Source organism: Bradyrhizobium sp. LHD-71 (assembly GCF_031157255.1).
Taxonomy (GTDB): Bacteria; Pseudomonadota; Alphaproteobacteria; order Rhizobiales; family Xanthobacteraceae; genus P52-10.
Map to the genome: position 1 here is coordinate 80,349 of NZ_JAVIFX010000008.1, position 14,144 is coordinate 94,492.

Sequence of the window (14,144 nt, forward strand, 5' to 3'; positions counted from 1 at the left end):
CATGGCGAACGATGCTGCGGCGGTGCTCGCGGATTTCACCGCAACGTTCGATGTGACGCGGGACGCGGCCTTCACCGAAGCGACGCTGCTCGACCTGATCGACACGCTCGCATGCGGTGCGGCGGGCGCCGACGCCGAGGGCGTGCGGGAGCTTCTGTCGGTCACGCGCGACTGGGGCGGGAAGGCGGAGGCTGCACTGTGGTTCACCGGTCTGCGCATGCCTGGCCCCGCGGCTGCGCTCTACAACGGCATGCTGTCGCATGCCGTCGAGTATGACGACACACACGATCTCGGCGTGTTGCACGCGGGCGTGACGGTCATTCCGGCGGTGATCGCCGCCGCCGAGCGCCGGGAGCGGCTGAGCGGAGCGGAGCTGCTGTCCGCCATCGCCACGGGCGTGGAGGTCGCGTGCCGTCTTGCGCTCGCCACGCGGATCGGTCCCGGCGTCAGCGGCTGGCTGCTGACGCCGCTTTGCGGCACGTTCGGAGCCGCGGCGGGCGCGGCTCGCGCGCTGGGTCTCGATGCCGAGCGGACGGTCCACGCCTTTGGGCTTGCGTATGCACAGGTCGCTGGCAACGGCCAGGCGACGATTGACGGCGGTCTGAGCAAGCGCATGCAGGCGGGCTTTGCCGCCCGCTCCGGCCTGCTCGGCGCCGTGCTGGCCAGCGCCGGCCTGACCGGCGCGCGCAACGTGTTCGAGGGAACGCGCGGCTACTACAAGGTCTATCATCGCGGCGAGTACGACCGTTCCGCGCTGGTCGACGGGCTTGGCGAGAAGCTTGCGGTCGGCGACTTGAGCTACAAGCCGTATCCTTGCTGCCGCTGGACGCATGCGGCGCTGGAGGCGGCGATGGACCTGCGCAAGCGCGGCGTGTTGCCGGAGAAGGTCGCTCGCATCGATGTCGCTGTGAACCACCAGGCCTACATGAGCACCGGCCAGCCGCTGGCCGACAAGCAGCGGCCTGCGAATGTGGTGACGTCGCAATTCAGCATCCCCTATGCGGTGTCGCTGGCTTTCAATCAGGGCCGGGTCGGCCTGGATGATTTCAAGCCGAACGCGATCGCGCGCCCGCATATCGTTGCGCTGGCGGAGCGCGTCAGCGTTGGAGCCATCGACGACTGGTCGGCGTCCGGCAGCCGCGGCATTTCGCCGGCGCGCGTCAGCGTGATGATGCACGACGGCCAGCACGTCGAGAGCGAGGTGCTGGTGCCGACCGGCACCGGCCGGGATTCCGGAACCTCCGGCCTCATCCGCCGCAAGCTGATCGACTGCTGCGGCCACGGCGGAATCGCAACTGCCGCGGCATCATCATTGCTCGCCGAACTCGACGCGCTTCCGTCGACCGCCGACGCAGTGCCGTTGTTCAACCGCCTGCCGATCGTCGATGCCGGACGCTCCGATGCCTGAGCAGCGTTCAGGTCTGCTGCGGATGATGCAGCCGAAGAGCATCGCGGTGATCGGCGCGAGTGCGGACGGCAAGCGGATCAACGGGCGGCCGCTGCGCTATCTCCGCGAATTCGGCTTCGATGGCAAGCTCTATGCGGTCAACCCGAATTACCGCGATATCGGCGGCGTGCCGTGCTTTCCCGACATCGGCAGCCTGCCGCGGGATGTCGATCTCGCCGTCTGCATGCTTTCGAGCGCGCAGGTCCTGCCTGCCGTGCAGGCGGCCGGTCGGCAGGGCGTCGGCGCCATGGTGGTAATGGCATCGGGGTTTGCCGAAGCCGGTGCCGAGGGACGCGCCAGGCAGGGCGAACTCGCCGCAACCGCCCGTTCGCTCGGCATCCGGCTGCTTGGTCCGAATACGCTCGGTTATCGCGATCAACGGCGGGGCATCTATGCCACCTTCGCGACCGATCTGGACAGCCGTCGTCTCGCCGGACGCGTCGCGATCATCACCCAGAGCGGCGGCCTCGGCGGCTACTTCGGCGGCGCCCAGCTCACCGATCTCGGTGTCGGCGCGGGCTATCTGATCGACACGGGCAATGAGGCGGACATCGATGCCGCCGAGTGCCTCGAAGCCGTTTGCCGTGATCCCGACGTCAGCGTGATCGGTCTGATTTTGGAGGGCTGCCGCAGCGGCCGGCGACTGCTCGACGCATGCCTCGCCGCGCGCGAGCGCGGGATTCCTGTGGTGCTGTTCAAGGTCGGCACCAGCGCCGCCGGCGCGCAGTCGGTGGCGCTGCATACCGGCTCGCTCGCCGGAGAGCTGCAGGTGTGGGATGCCGCCTTGCAAGCGGCGGGCGTGCTGCGGGCGCGCGATGAGGCTCAGTTCCTCGACTTGCTGCATCTTCTGGATTCCGGGCGACGGCCGCGTGGCAAGGGCGTCGGTGTCGTCACGCTTTCCGGTGGCGTCGCGACCGTGATCCTCGACGCCTCCGATGCGCTCGGTCTGTCGATGCCGGCGGTGCGTCCGGCTGATCCCGCGCTGCAGGCGAAGATGCCGCTCACGCATTTCGGCAATCCGCTCGACGCCTCCGGCTCGATGGCCAACACGCCGGAGCTGCTCGATCCTTTGCTGCAGCACATGCTTGACCATGACGAGATCGACGTCGTGGTCGTGTGGCTCGCTTACGCGTTGCTCTCGCCGATCGTCGGACCGCCGATGGCAGACGCGGTGATCGCGGCAGCGAGGCGAACCAGCAAGCCTGTCGTGATCTGCGGCATGGCGATGCCCGAGCTGCGCGACCGGCTGCGGGCGGCCGGCGTTCCAGTGCTGGCCTTTCCGACCCGCGCAATCGAGGCGTTGGCGATGGCCGTGCAGCTGAACGAGCCGACGGCGCTCAGCCGGCCGGTCGTGGACTGGTCGCCGCCGCAACAGACTTCGGAAACGATTCACACCGGCCTGCAGGCGCAGAGGTTGTTGTCGGCGCTGCCGTTTGCACAGACACACGAGGTTCGGTCGGCGGCGCATGCGTCCGAGGTTGCGTCCCAGCTCGGCTTTCCGGTCGCGCTGAAGGTCGAGGCGGAAGGGCTGGTCCACAAGTCGGAGCTCGGCGTGATCAGGCTCGGCCTGCGCCATGCGGCCGACGTGGCGGCCGCCTTCGATGACCTCGAAGCGGTAGGCGCCAGGCATGGGCTCAAGGGGCAGATCGTCTGCCAGCCGCAACTGAGCGGCGTCGAAGTGTTCGCCGGCGCCAAGCTCGATCAGGTCTTCGGGCCGGTGGTGATGGTCGGGCTCGGCGGAATCTTCGTCGAACTCTTCCGCGACGTGGCGATGCTGCTGGCGCCGGCGGAGCCGGCCCGGGTCGTCGCCGCGCTACGGAGACTGAAAGGCTTTCCGGTGCTCGACGGTGCCCGCGGACGGGCGCTCGTTGACATCGATGCGCTGGCCGAGACCGTCGCTGCGCTGTCGCGGCTGATCTCGGAGCGAAACGATATCACCGAGATCGACGTCAATCCGATCATTCTGCCGCCCGGCCGCAACGCAGGCGCCCTCGCGGTCGACGCGGTGGTGCGAACACTCAACGCAAGGGACTAGAACATGGCTGAACATGTCGTCATCAGCGAGGCCGAGGGGATTGTCAGGTTCGAGCTCAATCGCCCCGATAAGATGAACTCGGTCGACAACCTGATGGCCAGGCAGCTGCTCGATGCCTGTGAGAAGGTGGATGCGTCGTCGACCGCTCGCTGCATCATCGTCAGCGGTCGCGGCCGCGCGTTCTGCGGCGGCGCCGATCTGGCGGCAGCGCGCGAGCAGCCTGCGGAAGTCTGGGTGCGGACGGTGTCGACCGTGCTGCAACGGATCAAGTCGATGCCGTGTCCCGTCATCACGGCCATACACGGCTATGCACTCGGGCTCGGCGCGGGCCTTGCCATGTGCGGCGACTTAGTGATCGCCGACGAAACCGCAAAGCTCGGCTTCCCTGAGGTGCACCACGGCCTTGTGCCCGGCGTGATCGCTGCCGCGGTGCGTCCGCTGGTGTCGGAACGTGCGCTCGCCGAGCTCCTGTTCATCGGCGACAAGCTGACGGCGGAGCAGGCGAGGGGTTTTGGGCTGGTCAGTACCGTAGTGCCGTCTGGGGGGCTTGCAGAAGCGTCCGAGGCGCTCGCCAGGCGACTGATGCACGGCAGCCCGACGGCGATGCGGCTGACGAAGAAGCTGATGCAGCAGATGAAGGACATGACGTCCGAAGAGAGCTACCGCGCCGGCGAGGCGGCGGTGCTGGTCGGTCGTGAAACAGAAGATGCAAAGGAAGGAATGAGCGCGTTCAAGGAACGTCGCCAACCGGTGTGGAGTGGACGATGACGGAGATGGCGGCGGCTGGCGTGGCAACGAAGGCGTGGTTTGATGAAATCCGCGAGCTTTATCTGGTTTCGCCGTTGCATGCGCATTTCGGACTAGCGCTCGATGTCGTCGAGCAGGGCAAGGTCGTCGTGAGCATGAACGGCAAGCGTGAATTCCTCAATGCGCACGGCGTAATGGCGGGCAGCGTCATCACCGGCATGATCGACTCTGCGTTGCTTCAGGCGGTGCGCACTCAATGCGCCTCGGGCGACTTCCTCACCACCCTGGAGATCAAGGTCAACTTCCTCGCGCCGGCGAAGGGGTCGAGGTTCACATGCGAGGCCAACGTGATCCGCGCCGGCGGTTCGACCGGCGTGTCCTCGGCCGTCGTCACGGCCGAGGACGGCAGCGCAGTCGCCGGCGGCATGGGAACGATCTTCATTCGCCGGAAGCCGAAAGGCTGAGCCTCGGGAGAGCCCGCGGCTTCAGATCGAGCCCGACGCTCGCCGTGGCCGATCGTGCCTGCCTAGAGCAGGCTCCAGATCTCGTCGCGCTCGCGCACAGCGTCCGCGTTATGATGAGCTGCGATGGTGCCGAGCCGGACGACCAGCACGCTGGTCGCGATCTGCAGGCCGGCGCGGACGTTCTGCTCCACCAGCAGGATGGTCGAGCCCCATTCGCGGTTCAGGCGCTGGAGCTGCGTCATCACGCCGTCCACCAGATTGGGGGCAAGCCCGGCTGAAGGCTCGTCGATCAAAAGCAGCCGGGGCTCGGTCATAAGTGCGATGCCGATCGACAACATGCGCTGCTCACCGCCGCTCAGAAGCCGCGCGCGGCTGTCGCGCCGCTCGAACAGGCGCGGAAAGATCTCGAACACACGCTCGATCCGGCTGCGCTCGGCCGCGGCGCCGAGGTTGAGCGAGTAGACGCCGAGGCCAAGGTTCTCGGTGACCGACATGTTCGGAAAGAAGCCCTGATGCTGCAGGACGATGTTGATGCCGTTGCGGACGTTGCGCTTCACGTCAGGCATCCCGAGGTCGACGCCGTCCATCCGCAATGTGCCCGACGTCCACGGCAACAGGCCCATGATGCCTTTCAGGATCGTGGATTTGCCCGCACCGTTGTGGCCGACGAACAGCGCGATCTCGCCGGGCTTCACCGCGAAGCTCACGTTGTCGAGGATGCGCTTGCTGCCGTATCCCGCCGACAGATTTGTCACGTCGAGGATCGGCTCGTGCACCGGATCGGAGGACTGCATCGTCATGCTCCAAGATAGCGACGACTGAGTTCGGGATCGGCGGCGATCTCGGCGAGCGCGCCCTCGCGCTGCACCTCCCCGTCGGCCATGAAGACGACCCGGTCAGCGAGATCGCGCAGAAAGTCCATGTTGTGTTCGACCACGACGACCGTGATCCCGAGCTCCCGCCGGCAACGGGCGATAGCCGTCTTGATCTCCTCACGCATGGTGGGATCGACGCCGGCGGCGGGTTCGTCGAGAAGCCACAACCGCGCGTCCTGCGCCATCAGCCGGGCGAAGCCCAGCAGCTTCTGCTGGCCGAAGCTCAGAGAGCCTGCGCGCTCCGAGGCGTGTTCCGCGAGGCCGACAAAACGCAGGCAGTCGTGGGCTTGTTCGAGCCGCTGATGCTCCCGCTCGCGGTCGATCGGCAGGAAGCTCAGCAGCGGCGCCTCGCGGCGCAGATCGTCGAAGGCCATGAGGACGTTGTCGAGCACGGTCATGTTCGGCAGCGGGCGCGCGTCCTGGAACAGGCGCCCGATGCCGAGCTGCCCGCGGCGGTGGATCGCAAGACGGGTTACGTTCTTGCCGTCGAAGCTGATCGTGCCGCCGTCCGGGATCACTGCTCCTGCGATCATGTCGAACACCGTGGTCTTGCCGGCGCCGTTCGGTCCGATCAGGCCGACGATTTCACCGGCGCGGACATCGATGTCGAATCGGCGAACCGCGCGGACGCCGCCGTAGGATTTCGCGAGCGCCTTTGCCTGCAGGATCGGCTGCGGCAACAGCGCCGGCGACGAGGCGTGGCGCCGGCCGAACGAGAGTTGTCGCGTGTCTGCGTGGCCGCGTTCCGTCAGCGTGTCGGCAGTGGCGAACGCGCCTTGACTGGCGAATTCGGGGAGAAGGCCTTGCGGCCGCTTCATCACCACAGCCACGAGGATGACGCCGAGCAGCACCTGCGAGACGTGCGCGCCGACGGCCGACGGCAGCATCAGGCGAAGCACCTCCTGAAGCAGTGTCAATGCCAGCGCACCCGCGAGCCCGCCGAACGGATTCGCCAGTCCGCCCAGCAGCACCATCACGAGAATAGTGAACGACATGTAGATGGCGAAGCTGTCCGGATTGATGAACGACAGCAGCGAGGCATACATGCCGCCGGCGATGCCGGCGAAGCCGCAGCCGGCGGCGAACGCGGATATCTTGAACCACATCACGTTCTTGCCGACGGTGGCAGTCGCCAGCTCGTCCTCGCGGATCGCCTTCAGCACCCGTCCAAATGGCGAGCGGGCCATCTCGAACATCACGTACCAGCAGACTGCCGTAACGGCGACGAAGCCCACCAGCGTGCCGACGCGGCTGTTGGGCGGGAAGCCGAAGAACTGCGCCGACGGGATGTTGCGGATGCCGGCCGGACCGCCGGTGATCGGCAGGTTCAGAAACAGCGACGTTGCCAGAATCTGGATCGCGAAGGTCGCAAGCATCAGATAGTCGCCGGAGATCCGCAGCGATGGCACCGAGATCACGGCGCTCGCGAGCGCCGCTGCGGCAAACGCCAGCAGCAGCGCCACTACGAAGGGAGCATCAAGCTGAATCGTGGAGAGCGCGAAGACGTAGGCGCCGATGCCGAAGAACGCGGCGTGCGCGACCGAGAACAACCCGCCGTATCCCATGATCAGGTTCAGCGAGGTGGCAAGCACCGTATAGATGCAGACGAGATTGACGACGATGGCGAGGTAGTTCATGGGCTGGCGCCCCCGCTCCCGAAGTTCGTGATCGATCGGCGCCCGTCGTGCTCGAACTTCCGGAGCAGGGGGCGGCAGCAACGTGTGATCCCAGTGATGCTTCGAACCGAAGGCTCCGTAGCGGGCGTGGGGCCGGCCGGCGAAAAGCGTTCGGATCGCGGCGTTGTTCTCTATCGGGCAGCCTGACTCCTGGCGCGGATGCCGAACAATCCGGCAGGAAACCAGATCACGAACACCATCATGATCAGGAACGCGCCGGCATCTGACCAGAAGGCGGGAAAGTGAAAGCTGATGGCGGCGCTGAGCAGCCCGAGCATCAGCGCGCCCAACGCTGCGCCCTTGACGCTGCCGATTCCACCGACAACGACGGCTGCCACCGCATAGAGTAGCGGACCCATGCCCATGGTTGGCACGAGGCTCGAGTACCATCCCGTGATGACGGCGGCGGGGACGAGCAGCGCGGTACCGATGGCCATGGCGACGGCGCCGACGAGCTTCGGCTCGATGCCGACGACTCGCGCCATCACCGGGTTCTCGGAATAGGCCCGCATTGCCCGGCCGAGACGGGTCATGTTGAGGAAGGCGATGGTTGCGGCCGTGCCAAGCACGGCCACCGTGATCGCGACGATGTCGGTCAGCGCGATGAACACGTTGCCGGCCTTGAAGGTCGCGGCGGCCATCGGATTGTCCAGGTATCGGCCTCCCGTCCCCCAGATCAGCGCCAGCGAGTTTTCGATGGCGAACTGAAGTCCGATCGAGGCCAGAACGATGATGAAGCTGTTTCCCGAGCGCTGCTGAAGCGGTGTGTAGATCTGCAGATAGATCACAACGGCGACGAGACAGGACAGCACCGCCGAAAGCAGCACCGCGAGAACGAACGGAAGGCCAGCCTGCTGAGCGAACAGGAAGGCCAGAAATCCCGACAGCGCGAACACCGCCGCATGGGCGAAGTGGAAAATGCGGCTCACCGACAGGATCAGAGCGAAGCCCGTCGCGACCAACATGTAGATGGCGGCCTGCGACAGGCCGACCACCAGAAGCTGCAATGAGAGATCAACCACCACGACCGCCTAAGTTCGAAGATAGCCGCCCTTCGGCAGGCTATTGCTTCACGACCCTTGCATTGATGGCGGACACGTCGTCGGACGAATACACCTTGTACGGTTTGAACTCGCTCTTCTCCAGCCGGTAGATCGCGATGCTGGTGAGCGCGTCCTGATGCTTGTCGAACGTCATCGGCCCGGTCACCGTCTCATACTTGGTGGTGCGCATGGCGTCGCGGATGTTTTCGGGGGTCAGCGCCTTGCCGGACGATTTCAGCGTCTTCAGCGTGTCCGCGAGCAGGTAGACGCCGAGATAGATCTGACCGGCGATGTAATCGAGGTCGCTCGTGCTGCCATAGGCCGTCCGCCAGGCCGACAGCATCTGCTCGTAGCGCGGCAGTGTCTTCAGGTTGGCGCCGAAGTTGGCGGGATTGGTGTAGATGCCGCCGTCCGCCGCCTGCTTACCGAGCTCGATCGTCGCCTTGTGATTATAGGCGCCGTAGCTGGTCCACAGCGGCGTCAGGCCGAGGCTCGCGGCCTGGCCGATGATCGATCCGATCTCGGTCGCAACGCCTGCGATATAAACCATATCGGGCGAGCCCGCGCGGATGCGCGCAAGCTGCCGACGGAAATCGTTCGTGCCGGGCAGGTAGGATTCCTCCGCGACGAGCTTGCCGCCAAGTGCCTGCGCGGATGCGCCGAACAGCGAGCGGATGCCACGTCCAAGATCGTCGTCGCGAAACAGTAGCGCGACCGATTTCTTGTGCTGAACCTCGATAATTTCCTCGAGCAGGATCGGAATCTGCAGGTGGGTGAGGGGAATGGCATTGAAGAACCAGGGTGACAGGTTGGACAGCACAGGCGATGCGCCACCGACATTCACCAGTACGACGCGGCTGCGTTCCGCGATCGGCGCCTGTGCCGCCGACACGCTGCTGTAGCCGGTGATGACGTAGCCAGCGCCGTTGACGGTGATGGCCTGCTCGAGCGCGCGCACGCCGATATCGGGTTTCGCTTCGGAATCGAGGATGAACGGCACGAGCTCGACGCCGCCGATATAGTCGTGGTCGTTGATTTCCTGTAGCGCGATCTTGACGGCCTTGCTCGCCGTCTCGCCTTGCGATGCGGCAATGCCGGTCAGCGGGAAGGTCACCGCGAAATTGAACTTCTGCCTGGCCTGCGCAAGTGCGGGTGCCGCTGCGCACGAGAGAGCTGCGGCGACCATCGCCGTCAAGGCGAGAGTACGCGACCGCAGGCGATTGAGCTTCCACCCGCTTACGCGCGCCATCGCGTTCTCTGCGGTCCTGTCAGAAACGTGTTCGGGCTGCATCGTCATGTCTCCGCCCTCGGATCGGTTTTAATAATTGTCGAATTTCTTCAAATGAAGACTTAAGCGGCGTTGCTTGTCAATGTCCGCAGTGACGCAATGCGGATCCCTTGCCGCAGCATGCGCAAGGCGAAGGATGAACGTCGCGCGTGAGGATGCCGGCATGCGGAAACGCGCGCGAGACGTTTGCGCGTGAAACCGGAGAAGAGCGAGAAGCTAGCTGCTAAGCCCGCAAAGCAGCTGATTCACCGCTTCGTCGATAAAGGCCTGCTGATCGAGGCCGGCGCCCGGTTGATACGTTCGCAGCAGCCAGGATATGGATGCGCCGATGATGGTTGTAGCGACCTTCGCGTTCAACTGACGAAGGCTGCGATCGGCGATGCCCTCGTCGACGAACGCGCGAATACCGTTTCTGAGCGCGCGGCGGCGGCCCGCAACCTTCTGGTACAAGGGGCCTTCAAGCACTTCCTGCTCGCGGGCCACGACGATGGGCTGCAGTTCGTTCAATCCGCGATCGAGGTATTCGCGCAGAAAGATCTCGAGCTTCTGCCGGCCCGTCTCGCCGCGGCGCTGACCTTCATCCAGCGCCGTCTGCCAGACCTCGAACGACATCGCGTAGCACTCGTAGATCAGCTCCTGCTTGCTCTTGAAGTAATAGTAGATAGCGGTCTTGCTGATGTTCAAGCGCGAGCCGACCTCGTCCAGCGAGACGGCCGCCATGCCGCGCGTGTTGATCAGGCGCGCAGCCTCCTGCATGAGCGCCATCCGCTTCTGCCGATGCTGCGCCTTCTTGTCGAAGGCCTTGCTCGGAGCCGAAGCGCTTCGTGGCTTTGCCTGACGCGTGGTCGTGTGAGGGGCCACTAGGCGTTTCCTGTCATTGTCGGCTGCCCACCGTGGAGTCGCCGTGCTCCACGGCAACGGATCGGCCGACGATGCTATCGCATCACCGATTCTCCCAGTCAATATCTCAATCATTGGTAATCAATAGTACCAAGAAGACGGAAATTCGACCCACTGTTCAAATATTAGATTATGTGTTTAGCTCGCACCCGGTAAAGCCCGGGCGCCTGCGATGCTCTACGGGCAGGCAGCCCGCGCGTTCAAAAGCAAGCGGAGGAAACCGTATTGGGAGAAATATCGAGACGGCAGCTGCAGTTCGGCGGGCTGGCAGCAATGCTGGCGAGCGGCTTTGCCGCGGACCGTGCGGTGGCTCAAGGGTATCCGAACCGACTGGTCAAGGTGATTATTCCTTTCGCTGCGGGCGGCAGCACGGATGCCGTCACCAGGCCGCTGCTCGAAGCGCTGCATCGGCAGCTTGGTCAGCCCTTCGTGATCGAAAATCGCGGCGGCGCCGGCAGTGTGGTTGGCACCGCGCAGGTCGCAACGTCGCCGCCGGACGGATACACGCTGCTGTCGACCACTGCCTCGTTTGTCACGACGATGGTCGCGCAGCAGCAAACCTATTCGCTGGAGTCGTTCGATACCGTTGCCATGCTGACGCAAAGTCCGTTCACGATCCTGGTGACCGCACAATCGCCGATCCGGACAATCGACGACCTCGTCAAGCTTGCCCGTGAGAAGAACGGGAACCTTGCCTACGCCACAGCCGGCGCCGGCAGCTCGACGCACTTCGCGACGGAATACTTCTGCATGCGAACGGGAATCCGCATGCAACACGTGCCATACCGCGGCATCGGTCCGGCGCTGATCGGGTTGCTTCGCGACGACGTCAACGTGATGATCACGACGCCTGCGAGCGCGTCGGGGCAGATCCAGGATGGCTCGATCAGGGTCGTCGCATACACGGCACCGGGAATCCCCGAAGGATTTCCGGTGGCGCCAATCGTCAAGGACACCGGCTTAGACTATCAGGTCACGTCATGGTGGGCCATGCTCGGCCCGCGCGGCATACCTGCGGAAGTCCGCACGCTGTTGAACGGAGCCATCAATAATCTGCTGAAGACGCCGGAGATGGCAAAGATCTACCGCACGATCGGTTCGGCGCCAGCCCCCATGGGGCTGGATGAATTTATGAAGATGCTGACGACCGAAACCGCCCAGTTTGCGGAGGTCGCGAAGTTCGCGGATATCAAGATCGAATAGTGAGCGCGGAACAGCTCGCTTTGAAGCTTCGTCCAGGCGCGCGTCGAACCGCTCAGCGCCGCTGGCATTGTGCAACGAATAACAAGAACAAGGAAGAAGTTGCGGATGGATGTAAAGACGAACGACGCCGATCCCTCCCTGGCGCTCGTGCAGGATAGCGCGCGGGCGTTTGCCGCCCGGGTCAAGGATCACAAGGTGCTGCGCGAAGAGCGGTTCAAGCTTCCATGGCATGAACAGGCGCGGCTTGCGGAACTGGCCGGTCTGGGCTGGTTCGGCGCCGTGATCCCGGAAGAGTTCGGCGGAAGCGGCCTCACTTTCTCCGAGATGTCGGCCATTTGCGAAGAGCTCGGCAGCGCGTTGCTCGCGGAGCCGCTCATCCCACTGGGCGTGCTCGCGCCCCGGGCGATCCTGCACGGCGATAATCAGGCGGTGAAGACACGTCTTCTCGCGGAGATCGCCAGCGGCACCGTATTCACGGCTCTCGCCTGGCAGGAGAGCAACGAGGATGCCAGCGATCCGACCGCCATCACCACCAGAGCGACCCAGAACGGAAGCTCGTGGCACCTCGACGGCCGCAAGCGCTTCGTCGCGGGAGCGTGGGCGGCCGGCGGCTTCGTCGTCAGTGCGCTCACCACTGCCGGCATGCAGTTGTTCCACGTGGCGGCTGACGCAGAGGGATTGAAACTGTCGCAGGAGTGGCGTGCGGACGGAAGTCCGGCCGGTGCGCTCGAACTCGCGCACGTTCGCACCGACGCTGTCATCGCCGGGCCGGCCTGCGCCTCTCAGGCGCTGCGACGCGCTCTGGACGAAGCCGCCATCCTTGCCGCGGCAGAACTGGTCGGCGTGATGCGCGAGGCGTTCGCGATCACCGTTCAGTATCTGAAGACCCGCGTCGCCTTCGGCCAGACGATCTCGAAGTTTCAAGCTTTGCAACACCGCACGGCCGACCTGTTCGTGCGGCACGAACTCGCGAAGTCCACCCTCGGCCACGCGCTACGCGTCGCCGACGGCGCGCCTTCGGCAAGCGATCTCGCCATGGCGAGCAGCCGGGCGAAAGCGCGATGCGGCGAGGTTGCGCTTCAAGTCACGCGCGAGGCGATCCAACTTCACGGCGCCATCGGGTTCACCGATGAGTGCGACGTCGGGCTGTATTTGAAGCGCGCGCTCGTGCTGTCCGCCTGGCTTGGATCCGCGGCCACGCATCATGCGCGACTGTCGTCGCACGAGGCGTTCAACGCCGTGGCGGGCGACGACGATCGCATCGCCGGCAATGGCGCCGATATGCTTGCCCGCATGAGCGGCGTCCCGATCGAGAGGCGCGACTGGAACGGCTTGTCGGACGCCGATTTTCGGGCATGCGCGCGAACGTTCATCGAAGCCAATCTGCCTCGCGACCTGCGGTTTCTGCCCAAGCGTATCGGCTGGGCGGAGATGAAGGACTGGTACCTGTGCCTGTCCCGCGAGGGATGGCTCGCGCCGGCCTGGCCGCCGGCCTATGGCGGCATGGGGTTGAACGCCGCGAAGCTTCTCATCTACGACGAGGAGATGGAACGGCTCGGAAGTCCGCGCCTGATGGATCACGGCATAAATAACGTGGGATCGATCCTGCTCACGCGGGGTTCGGAGGAGCAGCGCAGGCACTACCTGCCGAAAGTGCTGAGCGGCGAGCATCTCTGGTGCCAGGGGTACTCGGAGCCGAATGCGGGGTCGGATCTGGCGAGCCTTCGCACCGAAGCGCACATTGAGGGCGATGAGTTCGTCATTACCGGCCAGAAAATCTGGACCACCTTTGCGCATCACGCCAACCACATCTATACGCTGGTTCGAACCGATAAGTCGAAGCCCCGTCATGAGGGGATCAGCTTTCTTCTGATCGACATGCGTCAGCCAGGCGTGACCGTCAGACCGATCACGAACATCGTCGGTCACGTCGAGTTCTGCGAGGTCTTCTTCGATCGTGCCCGCACGCCGCGCAGCAATATCGTCGGTGATCTCAACGACGGCTGGGCGGTCTCTCGTGCTGTCCTTGGTTTTGAACGGCTGCGGGTCGGGTCGCCGCGAATCGCGATGCGCTTCCTTCAGCGCCTGCTCGAAGTCGCGCGCCGCCTGGATCTCGCCGCGGATCCGCTGGTCCGCAACAAGCTCACGCGCTTGATCTGCGACGTACGCGACCTGGCGTCGCTGTTCGAGAAAGTCGCGGATACGGCGAAAAGTGGAGCGGCGCCGGGTCCCGAAGCATCCGCGCTGAAGCTTCTCGCGACGGAGGCTGAACAGCACGTCAGTCAGGCGCTTGTCGAAGTGCTGGGCGATGCCGGGGTGGTGTCGGGCGCTCAGGATTTCAACGGCTACGTGACGGAAGCGCTGACGCCGTTCCTGCTCACGCGCGCCGTGACGATCTACGGCGGAACCTCCGAGGTCCAGCGCAACATCATCGCCAAGCGAATTCTCGGAATGTAGCCGGGATGG

At 64.8% G+C, this 14,144-nt stretch carries 11 protein-coding genes; 6 read left to right on the plus strand and 5 right to left on the minus strand.

The features are described 5' to 3' along the window. The first annotated feature begins 1 nt into the window (after window position 1). From RCO31_RS10785 to RCO31_RS10800, 4 genes are read left to right on the plus strand one after another with little or no spacing between them, the layout of a single operon-like run. A complete protein-coding gene (locus RCO31_RS10785; protein WP_308968321.1) occupies window positions 2-1,408 on the plus strand; it encodes an MmgE/PrpD family protein in 1,407 nt (468 codons plus the stop codon). Next, entirely contained in the window at window positions 1,401-3,482 is a 2,082-nt protein-coding gene (locus RCO31_RS10790; RefSeq protein WP_308968322.1) for an acetate--CoA ligase family protein, read from the plus strand. Before RCO31_RS10785 ends, RCO31_RS10790 begins: the two co-directional genes overlap by 8 nt. 3 nt (window positions 3,483-3,485) lie before the next feature. Beyond that, entirely contained in the window at window positions 3,486-4,250 is a 765-nt protein-coding gene (locus RCO31_RS10795; protein ID WP_308968323.1) for an enoyl-CoA hydratase/isomerase family protein, read from the plus strand. Next, a complete protein-coding gene (locus RCO31_RS10800) occupies window positions 4,247-4,693 on the plus strand; it encodes a PaaI family thioesterase (RefSeq protein ID WP_308968324.1) in 447 nt (148 codons plus the stop codon). Before RCO31_RS10795 ends, RCO31_RS10800 begins: the two co-directional genes overlap by 4 nt. A 62-nt stretch (window positions 4,694-4,755) precedes the next feature. Here the strand turns inward: RCO31_RS10800 and RCO31_RS10805 are convergent, their stop codons facing one another. The 5 genes from RCO31_RS10805 to RCO31_RS10825 form a co-directional block, all read right to left on the minus strand. After that, entirely contained in the window at window positions 4,756-5,487 is a 732-nt protein-coding gene (locus tag RCO31_RS10805; protein WP_308968325.1) for an ABC transporter ATP-binding protein, read from the minus strand. Window positions 5,488-5,489: 2 nt separating this feature from the next. After that, window positions 5,490-7,205 carry a branched-chain amino acid ABC transporter ATP-binding protein/permease gene (locus RCO31_RS10810; protein ID WP_308968326.1) on the minus strand — a complete coding sequence of 572 codons (1,716 nt, stop codon included), beginning with the start codon at window positions 7,203-7,205 and terminating at the stop codon, window positions 5,490-5,492. Window positions 7,206-7,375: 170 nt separating this feature from the next. After that, entirely contained in the window at window positions 7,376-8,266 is an 891-nt protein-coding gene (locus RCO31_RS10815; RefSeq protein ID WP_308968327.1) for a branched-chain amino acid ABC transporter permease, read from the minus strand. A gap of 40 nt (window positions 8,267-8,306) precedes the next feature. Further along, window positions 8,307-9,578, minus strand: a complete 1,272-nt coding sequence (locus tag RCO31_RS10820; protein ID WP_308968328.1) for an ABC transporter substrate-binding protein — start codon at window positions 9,576-9,578, stop codon at window positions 8,307-8,309. Window positions 9,579-9,791: 213 nt separating this feature from the next. Continuing rightward, window positions 9,792-10,436, minus strand: a complete 645-nt coding sequence (locus tag RCO31_RS10825) for a TetR/AcrR family transcriptional regulator (RefSeq protein ID WP_308968329.1) — start codon at window positions 10,434-10,436, stop codon at window positions 9,792-9,794. Window positions 10,437-10,700: 264 nt separating this feature from the next. Between RCO31_RS10825 and RCO31_RS10830 the strand changes: the two genes are divergently transcribed. Then, a complete protein-coding gene (locus tag RCO31_RS10830) occupies window positions 10,701-11,678 on the plus strand; it encodes a tripartite tricarboxylate transporter substrate binding protein (RefSeq protein WP_308968330.1) in 978 nt (325 codons plus the stop codon). 105 nt (window positions 11,679-11,783) lie between these two features. Continuing rightward, window positions 11,784-14,135 carry an acyl-CoA dehydrogenase gene (locus RCO31_RS10835; protein WP_308968331.1) on the plus strand — a complete coding sequence of 784 codons (2,352 nt, stop codon included), beginning with the start codon at window positions 11,784-11,786 and terminating at the stop codon, window positions 14,133-14,135. The last annotated feature ends 9 nt before the right edge of the window (window positions 14,136-14,144 follow it).

Excerpts from the sequence above, each read along its gene's own strand:
- RCO31_RS10820 (WP_308968328.1), bottom strand. The coding sequence starts at position 9,578 with ATGCAGCCCGAACACGTTTCTGACAGGACCGCAGAGAACGCGATGGCG.
- RCO31_RS10790 (WP_308968322.1), top strand. The coding sequence starts at position 1,401 with ATGCCTGAGCAGCGTTCAGGTCTGCTGCGGATGATGCAGCCGAAGAGC.
- RCO31_RS10805 (WP_308968325.1), bottom strand. The coding sequence starts at position 5,487 with ATGCAGTCCTCCGATCCGGTGCACGAGCCGATCCTCGACGTGACAAAT.
- RCO31_RS10835 (WP_308968331.1), top strand. The coding sequence starts at position 11,784 with ATGGATGTAAAGACGAACGACGCCGATCCCTCCCTGGCGCTCGTGCAG.
- RCO31_RS10785 (WP_308968321.1), top strand. The coding sequence starts at position 2 with ATGGCGAACGATGCTGCGGCGGTGCTCGCGGATTTCACCGCAACGTTC.
- RCO31_RS10795 (WP_308968323.1), top strand. The coding sequence starts at position 3,486 with ATGGCTGAACATGTCGTCATCAGCGAGGCCGAGGGGATTGTCAGGTTC.
- RCO31_RS10800 (WP_308968324.1), top strand. The coding sequence starts at position 4,247 with ATGACGGAGATGGCGGCGGCTGGCGTGGCAACGAAGGCGTGGTTTGAT.
- RCO31_RS10810 (WP_308968326.1), bottom strand. The coding sequence starts at position 7,205 with ATGAACTACCTCGCCATCGTCGTCAATCTCGTCTGCATCTATACGGTG.